The sequence below is a fragment of the Candidatus Zixiibacteriota bacterium genome (genome assembly GCA_035380245.1).
Classification (GTDB): domain Bacteria; phylum Zixibacteria; class MSB-5A5; order GN15; family FEB-12; genus DAOSXA01.
Map to the genome: position 1 here is coordinate 33378 of DAOSXA010000003.1, position 22739 is coordinate 56116.

Genomic DNA, 22739 nt, shown 5'->3' on the forward strand with positions numbered 1-22739 from the left:
TTCCTCTGGCGTAGAGCTTGACATCCGACCCGGCTAGAGCGGCATTTCAACGATGCGATATCTCTTGTAAAGCACCGCGCCGAGCTGCTCGGCAGCGTTACGCATCAATTCGTTGGTTTCGAGAATCCACGACATTTCACCCCATTGATAGCCTTTGCCTAAACCCGTATCGTAACATTTGATGTACATCATGGAATCGATGCCGCGCTTCTGGTATTCCGGTATTACTCCCATAGTAATAATACGAACACCGTTCACTTTATTTCTAATTTTCGTATGCCAGAGGAGCTTAAAAATTCCGATGGGAAAGAGGCGACCCTTCAGATGGATTAACGCCTGGTTCAGGTCCGGTACGGCCATGAGGAAAGCGACCGGCTTATCTTCGTGCTCGGCGATGATAACTAAATCCGGGTCGACCACCTGTTTCAGATCGGCGGCAATATGGTCGAACTCTTCTTCGCTTAGGGGGACGAAACCCCAATTGTGTTGCCAGGCCTGGTTGTATACTTGTCGAACCTTTTCGACTTCCTCACTGAAGTTTTTCATATCCAGCGAGCGCAGCTTAACGGATGAGCGCTCCTGTTGTTTGGCGGCGATTTTACGAATGCGATCGGATACCGGGGAATCCTTGGTCATTTTATAAGCCAGTAGATCCATCGCCTTTTTAAGGCCGAATTTCTCCACGAGGCGAGGGATGTATGGCTTATTGTAGGTCATCATGATCACCGGCGGAGAGTCGAAACCGTCAACCAGAAAACCGCACTCATGGTTAGTGGAGAAATTGAACGGTCCGCGCATCTTTTCCATTCCCTGCCGCTTTAATTCGATCATGGCAACCTTGAGGAGGCTGGAGGCGGCTTCGTAATCGTCCTCACAGTCGAAGAATCCAAAGAAGCCCACTTGTTCTTCGTGTAAGTCGATATAATTATAGTCGATGCAGGTGGCGATGCGGCCGACCACACGGTCATCGCGTTCAGCCAGAAACAGCCTGGTTTTGGCTAAACGATAAAACGGGTTTTTGCGAGTGTCGAAAAACGCTTTCCGCTCCATTTTAAGCGGGGTAACGTAGTTCGGATCGCCGGCATAGAGTTGATTGGGATAGTCGATGAACCGATTCAGATCGGATGAGGATTCGACCTCGACAATGTCAATCTTGCCCATGATAAGTTACGAAATCAAACCCTTTTCCCGACCGACACGTGCAACCACCTCGACCACTCGATCCAGTTGTTCGTCGGTATGCGTAGCCGTGTAGGAAGTGCGAATCATCGCCTGACCCGGCGGTACGGCTGGGGAAATTACCGGATTGCTGAAAACGCCGTTGTCGAAAAGAGCTTTCCAGAAGGCAAACGCTTCGATATCCTCGCCAATCACGATCGGAACAATCGGAGTTTCCGAATGACCGGTGTTGAAGCCCAGATTCTGGAACTCTTTCTTCATCCGGCGGGCATTTTTCCACAAGTTCTCACGCCGTTCCGGCTCGGACTCGATAATATCGAGGCAGGCCAGGACCGCCGCCGCATTGGCCGGGGGAATTGATGCCGAAAAGATCAGGGCGCGAGCGGTGTGTTTGACGTAGTTGATAACCTCGGCGCTGGAGGCGATGAACCCCCCGAGTGAGGCGAACGATTTCGAGAATGTCCCCATGGTGATGTCAACTTCGTTAATCAATCCGAAATGCTGGGCTGTGCCGGCGCCGGTTTCTCCGAGGACGCCGATCGAATGGGCGTCATCGACCATAACCCGAACACCGTTGGCCTGAGAAATCTCGACCAGTTTGGGCAGATTGATGATATCTCCCTCCATCGAGAAAACACCGTCAACGACGACCATCATGCCGCCGCGCAGGCCGTTAGCCCTGACATTCCGAACGACACGCTCGTAGTCGGACATATCGTTATGTGCGAATTTGTAGACTTTTCCGTATGACAACCGAGCACCATCGACGATACAGGCGTGATCCTGGCGGTCGATGATAACCGCGTCGTTTTTTCCGATAAGGGTCGATATGGTGCCGAGGTTGGTCTGGAATCCGGTCGAAAAGACCAGAGCTGCTTCCTTCTTCATGAACTTGGCGAGACGTTCCTCGAGTTCTACATGAAGATCGAGAGTACCGTTCAGGAACCGTGATCCGGTACAACCAGAGCCAAACTTCCGGGCCGCCTCCGCAGCGGCTTCTTTGACCTTGGGATGATTCACCAGGCCGAGATAGTTGTTAGATCCGACCATGACGCATCTATGACCATCGACAACGACTTCATCGCCGGGTGCGGACTGGATCGGATGGAAATAAGGATAGACGCCCAGGGCTTGTACGTCCTGAGGATCGGTATACCGAAAACATTTCTCAAACAGGTCCGGAACAGCGATTCCGGCCTTCTCGTCAGAAGACAATGCGGCTCCTTTCAAAGTGATTAAACAGCATTCGGAGTAAAACGGTTTTGTCGTACAAAGTCAAGAAAATAGCTTATTGGCGCATGTTTCCAGCTCTGTCGTGAAGCGCTTGAGAATCAACGACTAAGCAAACCCAGGTCAATACTTCAAGGCAATACTGACAAGCGAGCCGTCATCGAAAACGGTATCGCCGCCATGTGTGGAATAGGCGATGGACAACCTTATATGCCGACCTGATAGTTGCTCGCTTAACCATTTTTTTGCCTCATGGTCTGATAATGAAGCCAGGAGCATCCGTAATCCGTCACTATCCAGTTCGAAACCGTAAGTAGTCGGTTCGTATGGATGATAAAAGGCTTTGCCCAGGCGCAAATACAGTGCTTCGACAAGGCATAATTCGGCCCCGACTCCATAGCTGGTGCTGTCGTTGACATTGAGTAGTTTTGTTCCGCTGTAGTTGATTGTCAGTCCTATCGTCTTCTGGATAAAAGGCTGGTTGCGGTCAAGTGCGGCGATCTCAAGGCTGATTCCCATCGAACGGTTGGTTGGGGAGTCAAATTCTCCAAATGGTTCTAAATCGAATTTCAGCCCCATATTATTCCAGGCAACGGCAACCGCCGGGCGAATGAGCACCGGCGCCTCATTACCACCGATCCATCGGCTTAACGGGGCACGCAACATGGCGCCGAAATCGCATCCCCAGCCGGAGACATCCCAATCGGCCAGGTCCTCAGTTATATATCGCACTGTTCCGCCCAGGGCTATTTCCGGGCCAAAATCGGTTGCCAAAGCCGTGGATACCTGATACGAACGGATTTTCTCTCGGTAGGTCCCTCCGGCATAACCGTCATAGGTTGTTTCCAGATACAGACCCGATGTATAACGCGTGTGAGCAAACGATGTCGATAGTCGTACCGGATACCCGCATAGACTGGCCACCTTCAGGCGATAGGTTAGAGAATAGTGCTGGTAAGAGGCGTCGTCGTCAAGCTCCGGGTAAGTGAGCCCAAACGGCGTACCGTAGAGAGTGCATCTCTCATTACTGTCACTCATGATGGATAACGCCGGATTGGCCCATTCGGAACCGGGGGCGACGGTTATTACGCCGGTATGCCCCAGACCCAGAGCGGCGGTCGAAGCAGGCATGAAAGCGTAAATTGAAGGGCCGGATGTTCCCACCTTACCGGATACCAGTCGGGCTTCGACCGGATATAAGGCGAACAGGAACGAAGCAACACCAATAATCAGAGGGCGCACCATGTCAATTCCTCCGTAAAACTGATGAGTATCATTGTCCCTGCTTCAGCAGGGAATGCAATCAATTCAGGGTGCTGACGACCAGGTCGATTTCCGTACCGGGATCAAGCTCGGCTCCCTCCGGTTCCGACTGTTCCAGAACCGTTTGAGGCAGGTAGGAATCATCGAGTCGGCGAGTGATTACACCAGCTTTGAGAGATTTTTCTTCAAGCTTCTTCAGGGCAACATCAAGGTGTAATCCAACCAACTGCGGCATATAGGTGAAATCGGCAAAACGTCCCCGATTAACCATGAGCGTGACCGGCGAACCGCTGGTTATTTCGGTCCCGGGCGGTGGATACGAAAGAACGACCACCTTCTCGGGCAGCGTATCGGAGAAAGCCCAGGTGATGTCACCCATACTGAGCCCGGCCGTTTCCAGATCGAGGCGTGCCTGACGCACCGACAAACCGGCGACATCGGGCACGGCAACCATTTTCTCTCCCAGCGAAACGACGAATTTGATGGTGCGGCCGATTTTGACTTCGGTGCCGCCGATAGGAATCTGACCTAAAATTTCACCGGCCGGTTTGCCGGGAGCGAATTCTTCGGATGCCACTTCATATCGTAGATGGAGATCATCGAGGACCAGTTGTGCTTCCATCAGGCGCTGGCCGGTTAAATCGGGCAGGGGGAACTCATCGCCGTGACGAGTAACGATCGGCATAACGACATTGTCGAAGATCAACACGATCAGGATCAGGATCAACAACGGGACCACGCCGCGCATGACGATGTGCCGTTTCAGGCTACCGAACGGAAGTTGTTCCGACAGGAAGCCGGTGCGACGATCACGGTCGCGTCGGATGTTCGACGGTCTTAACTGTGGCATGGAGACAGTTTATATCCGGAAACGGAGTGAAACAAGTATAAACAGCAGGATGCGCGATCAACGGAGTTTTCGCTTCAGGCGGGCGCAGAAAGAGCCGTCCAGTTCGGGATGGTTGGGATAGGTTTTTACGAAACCCCGCTCGTTGACCAGGTCCTCGCCGAAAAATTCCGCCGCCGAGTCGATCTCGAATTCCTTGTTGCGCAACAGGAACTCCTCGATGATCTGGTCGTTTTCATCGCGAATAATCGTGCAGGTCGAATAAACCAGCACCCCGCCGGGCTTAACGAGGGCGGCGGCCTTGTCGATCATGCGACGTTGTATTTTAGCCAGATTAACCGTGTCTTCGGGAGATTTGGACCAGCGCAGATCAGAGTTTTTGCCGGCGGTGCCCCATCCTGAACAGGGGGGATCGAGCAAAACACGGTCGAACTCGCCGCCGTCAAAATCGATCATATCACAGGCTACCGGGGCTATGATCTTAATCCCCAGGCGCTGGGCGTTTTCGACCAGGGCGGTGAGTCGCTGGTGTGATTTGTCGAGCGCCGTTACCCGACCGCGATTGCGCATGCGGATAGCCATGTAAGTCGATTTGCCGCCCGGTGCGGCAGTGAGGTCGATCACATTGCTGTTCGGACGGGGATTGAGCAGACGCACCGGAAGACCGGAGGATTCACACTGAACGAACACCTTGCCGGTTTTGATCAACTCGTCCTCCAGCGGGAGACCGCCCCCGGCGACATGAATGAACTCCGGAAGGTATTTGCCGTAGCTGAAGTCGATGTTGTTGTCCTGAAGAATGCGCGCGACCTCGTCCGGTTTCGACTTCAGATAATTGACGCGATAGGTAACCGAGGGAGGTTCATTGTAGGCCTGGAGAAGTTTCTCGGTTGCTTCGAAGCCGAATTCACGCAGGCAGTATTCGATGAAATGATCCGGGTAGCTGTAAAATTCCCCGAGATATTTTACCGGGTTTTCGGACGGCTTGGCGAAACGAACCTTGTCGGGTTCGCGGATGCTGGCGCGCAGGACGGCGTTGACCAGACTGGACCGGGATTTGTCGGTCATGTGTTTGGCCAGATTAACCGATTCTGAAACGGCGGCCGCGGCCGGAATACGATCGGTAAAACGGAGCTGATAAAGCCCCAGACGGAGAATGTTCGATAGCTTTAGCGGCAGGTCGGCCGAAGGCCGCGAGAGATAGAATTTCAATTCATAGTCGAGACGGCGACGCATTTTGGTGGCGCCGTTGACCAACTGCATCAGAAAACGCCGGTCAATCGGACGGAATTGTCCCTCGGACATAACCTCGGTAACGGCGATATCGGTTTGTTCTCCCTGTTCGATCAACACGAGCGCTTTCACCGCAGCAGCGCGAACGAAATCGAAACGGCGGTCATTCTTTTTCTTCGGGTATGGCATTGTCATCGGCTACAGGTCCATAGCATTTACGATCTGACCGTCCGGGCTCTGATGATACATCTCTCTGCGGTGAAACGGCAGGCCCGAAATCTCAGATTCAGGTTTGTCCGCGAGCACTGACAGGACCTCGGTCGGTCGGGTATACCCGCCGTCGCCGAGTCCCAGAACCATTATCAGTTGTTCATTCTCTGCTTTGAGATCGTAAATCGCGGGGCGTATATCAACAACTTTAGTTTCTTCTTTTCGAGTTCGTTCGTAATTAACGGTTTCGGCTTCAAGCACTCGTTTGATCCGTTCGGCCCAGTCGCTGACGTCCGGCAACCTGTCCAGATTCAACGTGTAGCGAACACGATTAAGAGCCGACGACAGCGAGCGACTCCTGGCGAAAACCGCCCGGGCCTCGAGAATATCGAATCCCTCCGGCATCGCGGCCTGGAGGTTCTCGACCATGTAAGGCATAAGATTCGATTCCAGAGTGATGTCGGTAAACTCCGTCTCGGAAGTGAATCCCAGCGGCAAAGGAGGACCGAACGACAGTTTCATGGACGGATTGAATCCCTGGCTGTAGGCAACCGGCATCTTGGCCTGGCGGATACAACGTTCGATCAGACGCAGGTTGTCCAGGTGGGACATATAGCGATAACGGGGCGATTTACCCCAGCGCAGTCGCAGCATATTCTTGGTCGGCGCCGTAGTCGAATCGCGTCTCACTACCTTTCTGGGAGTACGACCGAATTGTGGCTCGGAAACGTAATCACTCTTCCGGTTTGGATCGAATTTGGGAATGTATTCTTTGAGCTGCATCGAGGTCCGTTGCCGTTCCGCTTTGAGATGTTCGACCGAGACACCTTTGCGGATAAAACGCCAGGGAAGAGGGGCCTCGAACGGAATCGGGCGGGAGGCGGACTCGATCGTTATTCCTTTACGGGCAAACTCCCTGAACCAGATATCGGGGGCAAAATTCTCACTCCAGCCGTCGAACCGGCAACCGCAATCGTACACGGCCTCGATTACTTCGGCCACCTCACGACCACCCCGTCCGAGCATACCCGCCAGCACCGCTGATTCGGCGGCATGGTATTTGAAATTCACTCCTTTGGTGCGGCAGGTGTGCTTGATTAAATGAATCTTACGCAAAGTTTCATCAGGTTGAGTAATTGCGTCCCATTGAAAAGGAGTATGTGGTTTCGGCACGAACGGTGAGAGCGTTACATTGACCGTCGTACGCCCGGGATACTCGCGACCGATTTCGAATATCTTCTGCACCATATTGGCGATTCCGATGACATCCTCGTCGGTTTCGGTCGGCAGCCCGACCATGAAGTAGAGTTTGATCGTGGTCCAGCCCTTGTCGAAAGCGATGCGTACGGTGTCGTAGATAGCGCTGTCCGGGAAATCCTTGCGAATGAACGTCCGCAGACGTTCGGTGCCCGCCTCGGGAGCGATGGTCAAACCGGATTTACGGACCGTGCTGATGGCGTCTAGCATCGACGGTGTGATCGATCCCGGGCGCAACGCCGGGAATGAGACCGAAACCCGACGCGAGGCCAGCCGTTTGGAGGCGGTGCGAACGAGTTCCTCAATCTGTGGATAGTCGGATGACGATAGCGAAACCAGTGCGATCTCTTCGTAACCGGTGTTGCGAAGTTGCGTCTCGATTTGATTCATGATATCAGCAATCGGGCGTGTGCGCACCGGACGATACATCGGGCCGGCCTGGCAGAATCGACAACCCTGCGGACAACCGCGCATGATTTCAACACCGAGGTGCGAATGAACGGTTTCTATCAACGGCACGAGCGGATACGGCGGATAAAATTCGGGTCGGAGTTGTTTCATAAGGCGTGCTTTGACCGTTGCCGGAACACCCTCGTGTTTAGGCTGAAGTTTCTCGTCGTAAAAGCCCGGCACATAGACTGACTCGATCCCGGCTAAAGCCCTTAGTTTTTCCTCACGTGAACGACCCTTAAACTCGTGCAATACCGCCAGCATTTCAGGGAGGCCTTCCTCGGCGTCTCCGATAAAAAACAGATCGAAAAAGCGAGCCAACGGTTCCGGATTATACACGGCCGGTCCACCACCCATGATGATGGGATCGGTTTCGGAGCGCTGGTCGGCATGGAGGGGGACACCGGCCAGATTCAACATGTTGAGGATGTTGGTATAAACCAGTTCGTAGGTGATAGTGAATCCAATAGCGTCGAATTCCCGCGCCGGCCGATGAGACTCGAGCGAGAAGAGAGGAATCCCCTCTTTTCTCATAAGATCTTCGGCATCGTGATCGGGAGCAAAAACTCTTTCGGCTAAAAAGCGGTCATCGCTGTTGACGACATGATAGAGAGTCTGAAGACCGAGATATGATTGTCCCAACTCGTATTTATCGGGGAAAGCGTGGAGATAGTTGACGCGTCCCTGCGGATTCTTGACTATTTGTCCGGGTTCTCCACCGGCATATCGCCCCGGTTTGATAACGTGAGAAAAAAATGTTGTGTCCAAGTTATCCAACATGCCCATTATGTGCTTCGTACCCTCCGGTAAATGATTACCCTATATAAGGATTCGACTTCATGGGCGCAAGCGTGAAGTTGTCCGAAAAGGGTCAGGAATTACCAAACTTATGTCGATCAGGGTTGTAAAAGCAGATGAGAGCCCGGTTAATCCGGTCAGGTGTATTTGAGATGGAAAGTTTACAATCGACAATCAGACAAGCTCTACTGAATAGAGTCGCTCCCGATCAGGCCGAAAACCTGTCCGACCGGCCGCTGTTGGTGGTTGTCCCCGATTATCGGCGTGACGGTCAGACCGAAGAGGTCATTCAAGCGCTGGCGGTTGTCGAATCAGACGATTACCGGCTGTTGACTTTGGAACAGTCTGATCCCTTCTGGCTGTTTGTTCGAAGTCTGCGCCGGTCCATTCTCGATTCAGGACCGATCAGCCTGATTCCATCGGGGGAAAGCGCTTTGATACAATCCGTCGCTTTACCCCTGATTCTGGGCAGGTTTTTCGGTCGGTTTGTCCGTCTCGACCTGCGAGCGCCGAGATTCTACACCCTGCTCGAAAATCCGGGATTCTTGGATCTGATGGTTTTGGAACAATTCCATGAAATCCTGGTCAACAGCCCCGAAGAGTCCCACTGGTTGAGACGTCGGGGCATCAACGCCAAGGCGCAACCGTTGGCTTCGATGAGCGCCGCTTATCCGGTTCGTTCCATCGAACGAGTCCAGCCGCGTTTGCTGGTGCCTGCTTACAGCGGGGATCTGGTTAATCTGACCGGTTTAATCAAGGCTTTTCGTCTGGTAAAGGCTAAATACCCCAGGGCTGAAATGGCCCTGCTTATGCTCGATGACCTCAGCTGTGAGGTTGACCGTCTCTGCCGTAACGAGCAGGTCTCGGGTATTACTTATGTTGATGCTTACCTGGTTGAGGATATTCATCGGAGTGTGGCCGAAGCCGACCTGTTCCTCAATGTTTCTCTCGGCGGCGATCATGCCGGGATGGTGACCAGGGCGCTGCAATCCGGTTTGCCGATCGTGTCGACCGATAGTGTCTGGGCGCGAAGTTTCATGGAGCGGCCGGACTGGTATCGACCGGTGGACCCGAACAATCCGGGTGAGTTGGCCGATGTCCTGATCGAGTTGATCGAATCACCGCCGGAAGTGACCCGATTGGCGGCTTGCTCACGCCAGGCAGCTTTGAGGTTGGTGCGAGAGACCGACCACTGAAAGAATCCCCCAGGAAATAAATCTCCCTAAGAGTAAGTTGATGTTCCCGAATAAGTGAGAGCGCAGCCTTAATAATTAGGCGGCGGTTTTTAGTTGTCCCGGTTCGAGACGATCCCTATCATCGAACCGATCAAACGGGATTAAGACCATGACAGACAATGAATCGACATATAAAGTAGCCGTAGTCATGCCGGTTTTCAACGAGGAGCGATACCTCGCTCGCACGTTGGACCAGCTTTATCAACAGGATTTCCGGATGGATCAGGTCGAGGTGGTACTCGCCGACGGCGGTTCAACCGACCGCACCCGTGAAATCGCTGAATCGTATCGAGAGCGATTCGGCTCGATGAAAATTCTCGATAATCCCGGCCGACTTCCTTCGTCCGGGCGCAATGTTGGCGTCAAGAACAGCACCGCTCCGTACATTATCGTACTCGACGGCCATTGTCATATCCCTTCGAAGACCCTTCTTTCGGATATGGTGGCTTTGTTCGAACAGCAACAGGCCGCTTGTCTCTGTCGACCGCAGCCGCTCGATCCCCCCGACATCGGCGAGTTTGAAAAAGCCGTGGCGATCTGTCGGTCTTCATCGCTGGGGCACAAACCGGGATCGGAAATTTACGCCGATTATGAGGCTGAAGTCGATCCGACATCTTCCGGAGCGATGTACCGTCGCGAGGTATTCGAGCAGATCGGCTATTTCGATGAGCGGTTCGACGCCTGCGAGGATGTCGATTTCAACTTCCGTGTCAAGCTGGCGAATCTGAAGTCGATCCTTTCACCCAAGCTCAAGGTGTTCTACTATCCTCGCAAGACTATCTCGGGACTGTGGAAACAGATGATGCGCTACGGCCGGGGAAGATTCCTTTTCGCTCAGAAGCATAATGAGTTCTCTTTGGTCCAATGGCTGGCCGGCGCCGGTGTGGCGCTGTTCGTGTTGTTGTTGCTGGGAGCGCTGGTGTCGTCACGGGCGGCGCATTGGTTCCGAACCCTGGCCGGTTTGTACGTGCTGGTCGTAATTTTGTATTCGGCCTGGCTGGCGCACAAGGAAGATCACAGCGGTTGTTTGATCTACGGGCCGATTATATTTCCTACGGTGCATTTCGGGCTGGGAGTAGGATTCCTGCGCGGATTGTATGAGCATCTGACCGGCAAGGATAAAAAACCGCGCGTTCGATCCGGTCTCGACATGAATTTAATCTAGCACTCGGCAGGGGAGACGATCATGAGTCGAATGTTTTCTTACAGCAAGCTGAACATGTTCACGGCCTGTCCGAGGCATTATCGTTTCCATTATATCGATAAAATTCCGGTCGAAAAAACATCCTCGGCCAACCTGGTGCTCGGGGATGTTGTCCATCGGGTTTTACGACGACTCTATCAATGCGGTGCCGACGGTGTCCTGATTCCACCGGACGAAATGCTCAAATTGTACGATAAGGAATGGGAGGCGTACGACCGTAGCACGATCGTGGCGGGGCAGGAGTATTACGCTATCGATGATTTCATCCGTCTCGGCCGCGACATGTTGAATAAGCATTACGAGGCTTTTCAGCCGTTCGATCAGGGCGAGTTGATGGGGACTGAGGCTTACCTGACCTACGAAATCCCCGGAACTGATTTTAACCTGCGGGGATATATCGACCGCTATTGGCGACGTGATGACGGCTTGGTGGAGATATGCGACTACAAGACCGGTCAGACCGTGGCCAATCCTCACGATAAGGCGTTTTTTTACCAGATGGGCATATACCAGTTGATGGTGCAGCAAGCGCGACCGGATATCGAAGAAGTCGAGCTGGCCCAGTATTTTCTGCGGCGCAACGAAGTGGTGCGATATCGAATGCGACCGGATGAACTGGATATGATCAATGAGGAACTCCGCACGCTGATCGTGACCGTGCTCGATGCGACTCGTCTGGATGATTTCCCGACCAAAGAGGGTTGGCAATGCGACTATTGCGATTTTCGTTTGATCTGTCCGGCTAAGCGGCACGAGCTGTTGCTCAATGGTGAGATCGAGGAAAAATCCCCGGCGGAGCGAACCCCGGAAGATATCTACCGTCTCGCCAGCCGATTCATTGAAGTGGATCGAGAAGAGAAGCGTCTCAAGACCGAGAAGGAAGGGCTGAAGGAGGAGCTTGCCGACATAGCCCGGCAACAGGGATTGAGCTCCCTCCAGGGAGAAAAGGGAACGGTTAAAGTATCGATTCGACGTTCCGAAAAATTCATTACCAAAACGCGGGATGAGGAAAAATTCCATCAACTCAATCGGATCGTGCGCAGTTTACCGCTGGATGAATTTCTCGTTGTCGATACCCGAGCGCTGATGAAAGAAGGCTATGCCCCTAAACGGTTGGACACGACAACCCTGGAGGCTCTGAAGCCGTTCGTTATAGAGGAAGAACAAGCGACGGTTCGAGCATACCACAAAGCCGAAAGTGAGCCGGACGCCGACTGAACGCAACTACGGGGGCTTGCGACCAATCATCACTGATCCTATATTACTGCTGAGCCATAACCTTCGAAGCTGAAGCCTTCAGAGGTGCGAATGAAGCGACGAGAGTTTTTGATCAAGACCTCCAAAGCGGTTGCTTTGACCGCGGTCTCGGGCGCGACGGCCTTATTTTTCCATAATCGACCGGTGTTAAGCTATGAAAAGCCCCGCCTGAGGAGTGCCGATTTTACCATCGCTCAGGATAAATCTCTGCCGGGAGTAGTGCTGGTGCGGGACGAGGATCATACTCGGGCGTTGCGACGTTCGCTCGATGCTATCGGCGGAATCAAGCGGTTCGTTAAGAGCGGAGAAAGGGTAACGATCAAGCCGAACGTAGGTTGGGATCGCGCTCCGGCCCAGGCGGCCGATACCAATCCGCTGCTGGTGGGTGAAATGGTGCGGCTTTGTCTGGAAGCGGGAGCGGCTTCGGTGATAGTGGCGGATGTTACCTGCAATGATCCCAGGCGCTGTTTTCTGCGCTCCGGCATCAAGGAAGCGGCCGAAAAGGCCGGGGCGACCGTACATCTGGAAGCGGATGAGGACTTCATAACAGTCGATCTGGGTGGAGAGATGTTGACCTCCTGGCCGGTTCTCAAGTATTTCCTGGAGACGGACCGGCTGATCAATATGCCGATCGTTAAACAGCATTCATTGCCGTCCTGCACGATTGGGTTGAAAAACCTCTACGGAATACTTGGCGGTTCTCGCAACCGACTGCATCAGAAGATCGACCAGTCGATTGTCGACCTGGCCAATTTCTGTCATCCTACGCTTACGGTGGTCGATGCCACCCGCGTTCTGCTTCGGGGGGGACCGCAGGGAGGCTCGCTCGATGATGTCGCAATCGAAAACACAGTGATCTGTGCTACCGATCCGGTTGCGGCCGACTCGCGTGGGGCGGAGTTCCTTGGATTACGCGGTGAACAGGTAGGGCATATCGTGTTGGCTGAGAAAAGCGGCCTGGGGCAGGTCGATTATAATCTGTCCGGATACAAAGAGATTGTCTGATGAATATCCGCACCGTTCGCAATCTTCGTCGTGCTTCACAGATTTTTTTCTTCGGGTTATTTTTCTGGCTTATTCTCAGGACCAACTTCGATGTCGGGAGTCAGGTTGATAGCACCGGACGAATTATTCTGCCTTATCCGGTGTCGATCGCGCTCGAGTTCGATCCGCTAACGGCTCTGTCGACACTGCTGGCCAACGGCACCCTGTACAAAGGACTCTTGTGGTCGCTGGTGATTCTGATCCCGACCATTTTCATCGGGCGGTTTTTCTGCGGCTGGATCTGCCCTTTGGGAACACTCAATCATTGGTGCTCGGAGCTGACCTCGGAACGACGCAAGCGACGCGGTAAAGGAAAAATCGAGTCGAATCGGTATCATTGGTACCAGCGGATCAAATACTACCTGCTCTTTTTCATGCTGGCGGCCGCGTTGTTCGGATCGCTTCAGACCGGTTTACTCGATCCCCTGCCGTTGCTGGCGCGGTCGCTGGGTACGGTGGTGCTGCCGACCGTTCACACTGCCGCGTTAGGGACACTGGGCTGGGTGAGTTCGTTAGGCTGGCCGCCGTTGACCGCTGCGGCACAGTTCGTATACGATTTGATCACACCGATGCTGCTGAACTTCCGCCAGATGCATTTCCACGGCATTTTGACGATTGCCCTTCTGTTCGGACTGATTCTGATAGCCAATCGCTTTATTACTCGTTTCTGGTGTCGCGGCATTTGTCCGTTGGGGGCGCTGCTGGGTTTGTTCTCACGCTTTGCCGTTTTCGGACTGGTCAAAGATAAAAGTACCTGCGATCATTGCGGGCTATGTGTGCTTGCCTGTCAGGGTGGAGACGACCCCGAGATCGGCCGCAAATGGCGACAGGCGGAATGTCATCTGTGCCTTAACTGCCAGGCGGTTTGTCCGCAGGGATCACTCAAATTTAAGTTTTTCCCGCATCAGGAAGATGAACAGGAGAATCCTGCGACCGAGCCGAAAATCGATATCTCCCGTCGTAAAACGGTTGTTGCTATTGCCGCCGGAGTGGCAGCCGTGCCGTTGTTACGCAGCGGCGATGCTTTTGAGGTAAACGCCAATCCGAAGCTTATTAGACCGCCCGGATCGGTGGCGGAAGCGGATTTTCTCTCGCGTTGTATTCGCTGCGGACAATGTATGCGGGTATGCCCTAACAATGCCTTGCACCCTACTATGCTCGAATCTGGTCTGGAAGGGATCTGGACGCCGATTCTGATTCCGCGTATCGGATATTGTGAACCTACTTGTACTCTCTGCGGTGAGGTCTGTCCCACCGGGGCTATCCTGCACCTGACACAGGGTGAAAAAGTCGGTGATGCCGAACATGAACCGAACCGGATCGGGACGGCATTTATCGACCATGGTCGCTGTCTTCCCTGGGGAATGGCGCGACCGTGTATCGTATGCGAGGAATGGTGTCCGACAACCCCCAAGGCGATCTACCTGGAGACGGTAACCGTATCCGACCGCGAAGGCTCATCGGTGGAAGTCAAGCGACCGCACGTCGATCCTGCGGTCTGCACCGGCTGCGGCGCCTGCGAATTCGCCTGCCCCGTGGTTGACCGTCCGGCGGTATATGTTACCTCGGTGGGGGAGTCGCGCTCGCGGGAGAATCAAATTCTTCTTGAAAGGAATAAACAGCCGCTCGCCGACGGTTGATATTTCATAGGAGTCAAAATGAAACGATCGATTAACATAGTGCTGCTGATGCTCTTCATAATCGCGGGATGTGGAACATCCGACAAAGAAACGAACGGCTTAAGAACGGCCGACATGCTGCCTGAAATGATTGGCTCGACCGGAATCAGCCAGGTCGGTGATGTGCATACATATCTGGGGGAGAATCTGTATCAGTATATCGACGGCGGCGCTGAGCTTTATCACAAGTATGGTTTTATCGAAGTCTCCACCGCCGACTATCAAAAGAGCAGCGCCGAGATGGTGGCCGACATCTATCAATTCGATACGCCGCTGCACGCTTATGGTCTTTATTCGATGTTTCGGCCGGAAAATCCTGACTTTATCAAACTTGGCGCTGAGGGATACACTGCGCCCGCAACGATCACGTTCACGGCCAATCGCTATATGGTGAAGTTAACGGCATACGAGGACAGCGATGAAACGGCGCTGGCAATGGTCAATCTGGCTGATTTTATCGAGAAGCAGATCGAACAAACCGGGGGCGAGTCAGGCAAGCCAACCGCCTTCAATCGTTTTCCCACCGACTTGCGTGTCGACGGCACCGATCAGTTCTGGGCGGCGGAGTTTGCCGGACAGAAGTTCATGACCTCGGTTTACAGTGTCGATTATCTGATCGACTCCGTACGAATTACATTGTTCTTCTCCGATGAAGAACCTGACCGTAAGATGCTTGACTGGTCGGTTGTAGCCGAACAGACTGGGAAACTGAAGGCAAATCCTGACGGACTGACATTCGACGACGACAAGGGCTTCACCACAACCGACGGGTATTACGGCACGATCGTAGTCGGTATGAAGGGGGTAAGACTGGTCGGTGTGCTTGGCTACGAGGCATCATTGGAGTCGTTCGTAGCCGGTTGGCTCAACTCGCTCGGATCGCCCGAGGCGCCTTAACGATATGCGGTGCGAACGGCGCCGCCGAAAGCCATCGCGGCTATCACGGCGACACCTATGATAATGGAGTTGACGCCAACAAGCGGAAGCAGGACCGGTAAAATGACCAGACCCGCCAGGGCTGAGCCGATCAACTCCACCGTATAACTAATCCCGCGATTGCAGAGAACCACATCCTCATAATAACGCCGTGAAGCCGCTACGAACAGCGAACCGGTGGCGAGCGCCGTGACGAGCAGGAACAGACTGTGATAGATCAACAGTAACGAATGGTTGATGAGATTATGAGTCAGCCACAACGATAAAGCAGCTACGATCAGGATAATGAGCGAAGAGTATTCGAGAGCGCCGCTTTTACTCGATGCCGCTGAGGCGGCGCCGATAGAAAGTCCCAGCATGAACGTCCCTATCAGGATCGCCAGGTCGGAATAAAGATAACCGACCGCTGTCTGAAACAGATAGAACGAAATAAGCTCCAGCGTCAACGAGGCGAACCCAGCCACGAATAAAAGCGCCAGACCGTAGCGAGGGTATTGTGGTTTCCCGGCAAAGAGCGGCCAAAGCAGGAATCCGAGAATCACAACGATAGCGATGATTACCGCGACCGGGCTGTCGATAAAAGCCGAAACGATTGTCAGGCTTCCGTCCGCACGGGCGTTGACCAGAAGTTGCCGTTTTACCAGTTGGGGTTTCGCCGGGCTGTTGGACGGATCACTGTTGTCCAGCGCTTGTTCGAGACGGTCGCGCCGAAACGGATCGGTTCTTTCAAGAAGCAGATCGGATCTGATATAATCGGGTTGGATAGGGAGAGAATCGATTCGTGCCTTGAGGATGTCGGTATTTTCAAGGATAGGCGCATCTGACGCCAGGAACCAGGTCGAGGGCCCGGGCCAGACGGACACATACGGAAAGAACTCCTGCAGTTGAGCCCGAATCGGCGCGAGAAGGAAAGCGGTTTCATCGCTGACATAGCGCTCGGAATCATACGGGGTGATAAGCAGCAACAGTCCACCCGGTTTGAGGGCGTGACGAATGTTTGACAGGTAAACCGGTGAATAAAACCGTGCTGACTGATAACTTTCTACCAGACCCGGATTCAAAACGATCGCATCGAAACGCCCGGCGAAAGTTCTGTCGGCCAACTCCTGCTCGATTGTACCGTCATAGCGGACGACACCGCTGTTGAAATCAATGCTCCGGTCGAGCGACAAAGACAGTTCCCGGCGTGGGTCGACCGTCACGACCTGAACCGATTCGATTTGTGCCGCTAACTGCATCAAGCCGAACTCACCGCGGCCGACCACGAGAATTTCATTTATGTCCGGTCGCTGGAGCATCGGAATTAACAGACTCGTCTCAGCGCTTTCACGATCCGGGAAAACTGCCTCGGTGCGGCCATCGGTCAGAAGAATAACGGAGCTTTCTCTTTCCAGGATTGTCTGGTGCCCGTAATGAGTGTCGAACGATGCTGCTACGGTGTAAGGTTCATATCGAATTTGGTCAAGCATACGGTCAAGGCCGGAGCGGTCGCGGCCGAGGACGATCATCACTACGGCCGTCACGCACAGCGCCAGTCCGACCAACGCCAGGCGCGGCTTGCTGATTAAAAGCAGATTGGTGAGAACAACGGCTCCTATGACCAGCGACATGGTAAAGCCGGTCAATATCGGTCCTACCAGCAACGCAATCGTCAAGCCGCCCAGGAACGAACCGATTCCCTCGAATAAATATACATGAATAATCGAATCAACCGGACGCCAACCCTCACGACTGATTGCGGTGAACAGCATGCCTGATAAAAACGCCAACGGTATGGGCAATATCAGGGAGAGCAGGGAGGCATAGCTGAACGGGACAACCTCGATCGGTACGCCTGTCAGCCAGGTCGGAACGATACGGGTTAATGCCAATGTCATTGGCAGGACAACCACCGAGGCCGCGAAAAGCAGGTTCGACCTTAAGCTGTTTCTTAACTTTCCGGATAAAAAGGAACCCAGGGCTACAGCCGTCAGCCAACCGGTTAAACCGAGACCGATCAGTATTTCGCTGCCGCCGAAACTTCCGACCAATTCCTTAAGCAACAACACCTGGCCGCCAACCGAGAGGAAGCCCAGTAGAATCCCTTTACGCCTCATTTAGAACCTTCCGGGGATAGGTGTGTCGCAGAATCGGCATCGGCCGTCTTTGAGATTGTTGACGGTGATGCTGTAACCACGTCTTCCGATCACTGTCTTCCCGCATTGCGGACAATAAGTGCTTTCGGCTTCATGGCCGGGTAAATTGCCGAGATACACGTAATGGAGCCCTTCGGCGCGACAGATTGCCAGAGCTCGTTCCAGCGTTGACTGCGGAGTCATCGGCAGGTGCCGAAGCAGATATTGCGGATGGAAACGCGAAAAATGAATTGGGACATCGACGCCGAGGTTTGTCTTGATCCATTTGGCTAAATCGCGAAATTCTTCATCGGTGTCGTTTAACGTAGGTACGGTCAGATACACCAACTCCAGCCATATTCCCGCTTGTTTCATTTGTACCAGGCGATCCAGTACCGGTTGCAGTTCACCGCCGACGATATCTCGATAATAATCGGATCGGATAGATTTCAAGTCGACCTTGATCGCATCCAGAACCGGCATCAGCTCCGCCAGCGGTTTGGATTCGATATACCCGCCGGTGATCATGACCGACTTGATTCCCTTGTCTCGCCCCAGCCTGGCGATATCGTACATGTATTCGTAGAAAATGACCGGTTCGGAGTAAGTATAGGCAATCGTAGGCGTGTGTCGCTCTACGGCTACCTGTACGGCCTGGGCCGGGGAGAGCTCAAAATTCTCCACCAGCTCCGGTCGTGATTGAGATATTTCCCAGTTCTGACAGAACTTGCAGTTAACGTTGCAACCGGCGGTAGCCAGAGAAAAAGCCGTTGTGCCGGGATGAAAATGAAAAAGCGGTTTCTTTTCAATCGGGTCGATATTGGCGGCACAGGGGAGACCATAGACGAGCGTCCGATAAACGTCGCCGTGATTTTCGCGCACGCCGCAATAACCGCGTTCAAGATCGGTGATGTGACAGTGACGCGGGCACAACTCACATTCGATACCGCCCTCGGGTAACTTTTTATAATGGCGAGCCTCGTGATCGGAAAGACGCGGATTAGAACCGAAAGCGCAGGCATTTTCCACTCCACCCACCAGGCGGTGAAGGAGGTCGGTGTTCATCGCGGCCGAAACCGCGGCTGTGCAACCGATACATTTCAGAAAAAAGCGCCGTTTCACTCCGTATCCTCCCGAGGGCTAAACCGACCGGTGTCGAGCAGTTGCTCTCGTACCACGGTTATTTGATCAAGCCGATTCTGTCCCAATCCGATCCGGGCGGCTTCTTCTAAATAACCGGCGGGGCGACCGGCTTGTTCGAGCGTAGGCAGCCCATGACTGCGGCGTAGTTTTTCCAGAATATAGAGACCGACACTATCCGCCGCGACCGGATCGGTTGATACGATTATCGCACCGTAAGGTGCCATAGTGTTGGACATAAAACCGGGGCCTTTGTCGTATTGAATCCTGGAGGCATCGATAACCGTCAGACGATGTTTATCACGAATCGGCGGCAGGGCCGAGACATGAGCCGCGTACGGATTACAATGGTTGTCGTGGTATTTGTTGGGATTATGCACGGCGCCGTACATGTTTTTCAGACCGCCGGATAACCCGGCGATGGAATGATCTTTCAAAACCGGTACATTGATATGGCTGGTAATTTCTTCGACCAGCAGAGCGCTGACCAGGCTGTTGACCTGACCGTAGCTGAAAAACTCCGATCCGTAACGATGCGGGTGAGAATCGGTCCCGAGGCAACGCCGCCCGGTCGATGCGGCATTCAGTTTGTAACCGGCTCGTTCCAATTCGCGACTGGTGCGCTCCCAAACGATTATTTCGTTGGCGTCGAGGTTGCAATCCTCCAGCAGATCACCGAGCGCCTCAGTCAGGGCCACCGGCGTGGAGTTCTGACGGCCAACCAGGCAATTGGTTTTCATGCCGACGGCGCCGAGACCGAAAAGCTTTTTAACAGCGGCAGTCAATGAGTCGGTCTCGGTTGCCAGCATCAAACCTCGTTGAAGCAGCAAGCGGTATTCTTCCCGGTCAATAATTCCCGCTTCCGGTCGCCGACTATAGAGTACCGCAACTCTGTTCATACCTAGATTATACTACCGTCCGCCGAGTCGCTGTCAACCTATTTTGGAGATAGCATCGCATTACCAAAAAACTTGACCGAAACCTTAACTGGGATTATCCTCTATCTACACAGAGAGGTTTTGTGGAGAACTATGTATTATTTAACGACTGTAGCCGTCGTGTTTTTGACGATGGCCAATGCGCTGGCTGTACGTATGCCGGCAGTATCCGGATCGTTCTATCCGAGCGACAGCACCGAGCTGTCGGTCATGGTTAATTCGCATCTGGATGCGGTAAAGAATCTCCCGAAGATCGACGGGGAAGTAATTGCATTGGTAGTTCCGCATGCGGGACTGATTTACTCCGGTCCGATCGCGGCTCATGCCTACAAGTTGATCGAAGGCGCCGATTTCGATAAAGTTGTGTTGTGCGGCCCGTCTCATAGTCACGGTTTCGAGGGCTCCTCGGTCGGTGAACCCGGAGAAATGTGGCAAACACCGCTGGGACAGGTGATGTGCGATTCGGTGTATTGTCGGTTGTTGTCTCAAACGCCCGGTATATCGATTCATCCCGAGGCCCATCGCACCGAGCATTCGATCGAGGTACAATTACCCTATCTTCAGACGGTTCTGAAAGACTTTACGATTGTCCCGATTATTCTGGGTTATCCCCGTCCCGAAGCGATCCGGGCGCTGAGTGAGGGACTCAAAGCACTCCCGACCGACGATAAAGTGTTGCTGATCGCTTCGACCGACTGGCAGCATTATCGCCCCAGAGCGGCCGGTTGGCCGATGGACTCGCTGGGTATAGATTGCCTGACTTCGTTCGATCCGGATCGCCTCGACCGCATGTTAACCGAGCGTAAGGTGGAGGCTTGCGGCGGCAGCGTACTGCTGGCGGTGATGCGGGCCGCCCAGGCTCGTGGAGCTAACAAGGCCATGTTGCTGGATTACGGTGATTCGGGCGACAGGACCGGGGAAACCGACCGTGTGGTTGGATATGTCGCAGCCGTAATGTATAAGTCCCGCAACGGAGGGGAAAACCGGGATATGTCCTCGCGTCAGAAAGAAGATCCGGAGGTCGCCGTGCTGACACAGGAACAAAAAGAAACACTGCTCAGGATTGCCCGCGAAAGTTTGACCGGCTATCTCGACAACGGTGTTATTCCCGAGTTCGATATAAACGACGAACAGTTGAAACGTCTCGGAGCGGCTTTCGTCACGATCACCAAAGAGGGACAACTGCGCGGTTGTATCGGGCACACTCAGGCTGTCGAACCGCTTTATAAAACCGTAGCGTATTGTGCCGTTCAAGCCGGAGTGGCGGATCCTCGTTTTCCGCCGGTTTCGCGACTCGAGGTAAACGGTTTGCATTTTGAGATATCGGTTCTGACGCCGATGCAGCAAGTGAATTCTGTCGATGAGATCGAGGTCGGCCGCGACGGATTGATGTTGGTGGCCGGACAACATCGCGGTTTGTTGTTGCCGCAGGTCGCTACCGATTACGGCTGGAACCGTGAAGAATTTCTTCAGAACACGTGTCGCAAGGCAAGTCTTCCGACCGATGCCTGGAGACAGTCATCCACTGAGATTTACCGTTTCCAGGCGTTGGTGTTCGAAGAGCGGCAATCACATTCCGGTTTATAACACCAGTTCCGCGAATTTGTGGAAGACATCGACCGTTCGCACGACGCCCACGACAATTCCGTCTTTGAGGACCGGCAGGAGGCTGAATTTGTTGGCGTTCATATCGTAGACAGCCTGCACGATATTGTCGTTGTAGTCGGCGGTGGCCTTAACGGGAATCATTACCTCCACGACCGGACGCTCACAACGAGCGCGAACTCCTTCGATGATCTCTTCGTAGGTGTAAAACGATTCAGAGCCTTTGGTCGCGCTGAACACGGCGCGGCGTTCTTCAAGCGGCAGACCACAGAGAAACTCCGGTTCCAGACCGCGAAGGATGTCCCGGCGTCGCACCATTCCCACCAGTTGGTACTTCTCGTCGAATACCAGTGCTACGCGCGGCAGCGACTGGCGGCCTTCGATCATGAGTTGGGCGTTTTCGAACTCGGCCATAGCCTGGCGCAGGGTGAACCAATGCGGCAGATGCGGGTAATTGCTGAGTGGGATCATGATGTCGCCGATTCGGGTGAATTCCATGACGTCTCCTTACTATCTGAGCTCAGTCTTCATCGTGCCGCTCTTCCAGTGCCGTGCGGACAATATCGGACGGCAACCCGGCCTTGACGGCGATTGTCTCGACATCGTGACCATACACTGTCGTCATTTTGTGCAGGTATAGATTTTGAAATCGAGCAACAGCCTTTTCGAAAGGGGTGGTTTTGAAGAGTTCCTCAACCCGGGAGACCTCTATTTTACAGTCGCGCAAGCTCAGAGCTCGCTCTACCGCCATAAGAATCTCTTCGCGTCGAAACGGCTTGGTTATATAGTCAAACGCCCCCAGGCGGAGGGCTTCATCGGCAGTGTCGGATGACCCGAAAGCGGTAATAATGATCACCTCTTCGCTGCGATCGTGAGCTTTAATCCAACGCAGGATATCCATACCGTCGCAACCGGGCATCTTCAGATCGGTGATGATCAGGTCATATCGCTCCTGTTCGAGCATCTTGGTTATTTCGAGTGAATTGTTGGTCGTAATCACCTGATAGGAGGTTTTTTCGAGAAAGGTTCTCTCCAGCAGTTTGAGCATGTGTAGCTCATCGTCGATTATGAGAATGCGTCGCTTCATTCATGACACCTTGTGTGTGTGCTGTCGATGGAG

Annotated in this window: 18 protein-coding genes; 7 read left to right on the plus strand and 11 right to left on the minus strand. The window is 53.6% G+C overall.

Annotated elements, in window-relative coordinates:
• Positions 1-33: 33 nt before the first annotated feature.
• The 6 genes from PLF13_10545 to PLF13_10570 all read right to left on the minus strand — a co-directional run bounded on the left by PLF13_10545 (position 34) and on the right by PLF13_10570 (position 8437).
• Positions 34-1161 (minus strand): N-acetyltransferase, encoded by a 1128-nt coding sequence (locus tag PLF13_10545; GenBank protein HOP07716.1) that lies wholly within the window; start codon positions 1159-1161, stop codon positions 34-36.
• Positions 1162-1167: 6 nt separating this feature from the next.
• Positions 1168-2394, minus strand: coding sequence for a pyridoxal phosphate-dependent aminotransferase family protein (locus PLF13_10550; GenBank protein HOP07717.1), 1227 nt, complete (start codon positions 2392-2394; stop codon positions 1168-1170).
• 138 nt (positions 2395-2532) lie between these two features.
• Positions 2533-3654: a hypothetical protein gene (locus tag PLF13_10555; GenBank protein HOP07718.1), complete on the minus strand. Its 1122-nt coding sequence runs from the start codon at positions 3652-3654 to the stop codon at positions 2533-2535.
• A gap of 58 nt (positions 3655-3712) precedes the next feature.
• Complete coding sequence (locus PLF13_10560; protein HOP07719.1) at positions 3713-4522, minus strand: PASTA domain-containing protein; 810 nt, start codon at positions 4520-4522, stop codon at positions 3713-3715.
• 57 nt (positions 4523-4579) lie between these two features.
• Positions 4580-5941, minus strand: coding sequence for a 16S rRNA (cytosine(967)-C(5))-methyltransferase RsmB (gene rsmB / locus PLF13_10565; protein ID HOP07720.1), 1362 nt, complete (start codon positions 5939-5941; stop codon positions 4580-4582).
• Between the two features lie 9 nt (positions 5942-5950).
• Positions 5951-8437, minus strand: coding sequence for a TIGR03960 family B12-binding radical SAM protein (locus PLF13_10570; GenBank protein HOP07721.1), 2487 nt, complete (start codon positions 8435-8437; stop codon positions 5951-5953).
• A 182-nt stretch (positions 8438-8619) separates the two neighbouring features.
• Here PLF13_10570 and PLF13_10575 point away from each other — a divergent pair, with 182 nt between their 5' ends.
• The 6 genes from PLF13_10575 to PLF13_10600 all read left to right on the plus strand — a co-directional run bounded on the left by PLF13_10575 (position 8620) and on the right by PLF13_10600 (position 15783).
• Positions 8620-9663, plus strand: a complete 1044-nt coding sequence (locus PLF13_10575; protein HOP07722.1) for a hypothetical protein — start codon at positions 8620-8622, stop codon at positions 9661-9663.
• A gap of 148 nt (positions 9664-9811) precedes the next feature.
• Entirely contained in the window at positions 9812-10867 is a 1056-nt protein-coding gene (locus PLF13_10580) for a glycosyltransferase family 2 protein (GenBank protein ID HOP07723.1), read from the plus strand.
• Between the two features lie 21 nt (positions 10868-10888).
• On the plus strand, positions 10889-12124 hold the full coding sequence (locus tag PLF13_10585; protein HOP07724.1) for a PD-(D/E)XK nuclease family protein: 1236 nt from the start codon (positions 10889-10891) through the stop codon (positions 12122-12124).
• A gap of 90 nt (positions 12125-12214) precedes the next feature.
• The gene (locus PLF13_10590) at positions 12215-13168 is read left to right on the plus strand and encodes a DUF362 domain-containing protein (GenBank protein HOP07725.1); all 954 of its coding nucleotides are present in this window, start codon (positions 12215-12217) and stop codon (positions 13166-13168) included.
• The gene (locus PLF13_10595) at positions 13168-14847 is read left to right on the plus strand and encodes a 4Fe-4S binding protein (protein HOP07726.1); all 1680 of its coding nucleotides are present in this window, start codon (positions 13168-13170) and stop codon (positions 14845-14847) included. The genes PLF13_10590 and PLF13_10595 overlap by 1 nt, the downstream gene beginning before the upstream one ends.
• An 18-nt stretch (positions 14848-14865) precedes the next feature.
• Positions 14866-15783: a hypothetical protein gene (locus PLF13_10600; GenBank protein HOP07727.1), complete on the plus strand. Its 918-nt coding sequence runs from the start codon at positions 14866-14868 to the stop codon at positions 15781-15783.
• Here PLF13_10600 and PLF13_10605 read toward each other — a convergent pair.
• From PLF13_10605 to PLF13_10615, 3 genes are read right to left on the minus strand one after another with little or no spacing between them, the layout of a single operon-like run.
• Entirely contained in the window at positions 15780-17918 is a 2139-nt protein-coding gene (locus PLF13_10605) for a hypothetical protein (GenBank protein ID HOP07728.1), read from the minus strand. The two genes, PLF13_10600 and PLF13_10605, sit on opposite strands and share 4 nt — an antisense overlap.
• Positions 17919-19058: an AmmeMemoRadiSam system radical SAM enzyme gene (gene amrS / locus PLF13_10610; GenBank protein HOP07729.1), complete on the minus strand. Its 1140-nt coding sequence runs from the start codon at positions 19056-19058 to the stop codon at positions 17919-17921. It lies immediately after the preceding gene.
• A complete protein-coding gene (locus PLF13_10615) occupies positions 19055-19975 on the minus strand; it encodes a DUF362 domain-containing protein (protein HOP07730.1) in 921 nt (306 codons plus the stop codon). The genes amrS and PLF13_10615 overlap by 4 nt, the downstream gene beginning before the upstream one ends.
• Before the next feature lie 132 nt (positions 19976-20107).
• Between PLF13_10615 and amrB the strand changes: the two genes are divergently transcribed.
• Positions 20108-21601, plus strand: a complete 1494-nt coding sequence (gene amrB, locus PLF13_10620; protein ID HOP07731.1) for an AmmeMemoRadiSam system protein B — start codon at positions 20108-20110, stop codon at positions 21599-21601.
• On the opposite strand, the gene PLF13_10625 is transcribed toward amrB, so the two are convergent.
• Together PLF13_10625 and PLF13_10630 are read right to left on the minus strand one after the other, a co-directional pair.
• Positions 21596-22117, minus strand: coding sequence for a CBS domain-containing protein (locus PLF13_10625; protein HOP07732.1), 522 nt, complete (start codon positions 22115-22117; stop codon positions 21596-21598). The two genes, amrB and PLF13_10625, sit on opposite strands and share 6 nt — an antisense overlap.
• Positions 22118-22139: 22 nt before the next feature.
• Positions 22140-22706: a response regulator gene (locus tag PLF13_10630; GenBank protein HOP07733.1), complete on the minus strand. Its 567-nt coding sequence runs from the start codon at positions 22704-22706 to the stop codon at positions 22140-22142.
• Positions 22707-22739: the final 33 nt, after the last annotated feature.

Excerpts from the sequence above, each read along its gene's own strand:
- PLF13_10545 (HOP07716.1), bottom strand. The coding sequence starts at position 1,161 with ATGGGCAAGATTGACATTGTCGAGGTCGAATCCTCATCCGATCTGAAT.
- PLF13_10555 (HOP07718.1), bottom strand. The coding sequence starts at position 3,654 with ATGGTGCGCCCTCTGATTATTGGTGTTGCTTCGTTCCTGTTCGCCTTA.
- PLF13_10560 (HOP07719.1), bottom strand. The coding sequence starts at position 4,522 with ATGCCACAGTTAAGACCGTCGAACATCCGACGCGACCGTGATCGTCGC.
- rsmB (HOP07720.1), bottom strand. The coding sequence starts at position 5,941 with ATGCCATACCCGAAGAAAAAGAATGACCGCCGTTTCGATTTCGTTCGC.
- PLF13_10575 (HOP07722.1), top strand. The coding sequence starts at position 8,620 with ATGGAAAGTTTACAATCGACAATCAGACAAGCTCTACTGAATAGAGTC.
- PLF13_10580 (HOP07723.1), top strand. The coding sequence starts at position 9,812 with ATGACAGACAATGAATCGACATATAAAGTAGCCGTAGTCATGCCGGTT.
- PLF13_10585 (HOP07724.1), top strand. The coding sequence starts at position 10,889 with ATGAGTCGAATGTTTTCTTACAGCAAGCTGAACATGTTCACGGCCTGT.
- PLF13_10590 (HOP07725.1), top strand. The coding sequence starts at position 12,215 with ATGAAGCGACGAGAGTTTTTGATCAAGACCTCCAAAGCGGTTGCTTTG.
- PLF13_10595 (HOP07726.1), top strand. The coding sequence starts at position 13,168 with ATGAATATCCGCACCGTTCGCAATCTTCGTCGTGCTTCACAGATTTTT.
- PLF13_10600 (HOP07727.1), top strand. The coding sequence starts at position 14,866 with ATGAAACGATCGATTAACATAGTGCTGCTGATGCTCTTCATAATCGCG.
- PLF13_10605 (HOP07728.1), bottom strand. The coding sequence starts at position 17,918 with ATGAGGCGTAAAGGGATTCTACTGGGCTTCCTCTCGGTTGGCGGCCAG.
- PLF13_10615 (HOP07730.1), bottom strand. The coding sequence starts at position 19,975 with ATGAACAGAGTTGCGGTACTCTATAGTCGGCGACCGGAAGCGGGAATT.
- amrB (HOP07731.1), top strand. The coding sequence starts at position 20,108 with ATGTATTATTTAACGACTGTAGCCGTCGTGTTTTTGACGATGGCCAAT.
- PLF13_10625 (HOP07732.1), bottom strand. The coding sequence starts at position 22,117 with ATGGAATTCACCCGAATCGGCGACATCATGATCCCACTCAGCAATTAC.
- PLF13_10630 (HOP07733.1), bottom strand. The coding sequence starts at position 22,706 with ATGAAGCGACGCATTCTCATAATCGACGATGAGCTACACATGCTCAAA.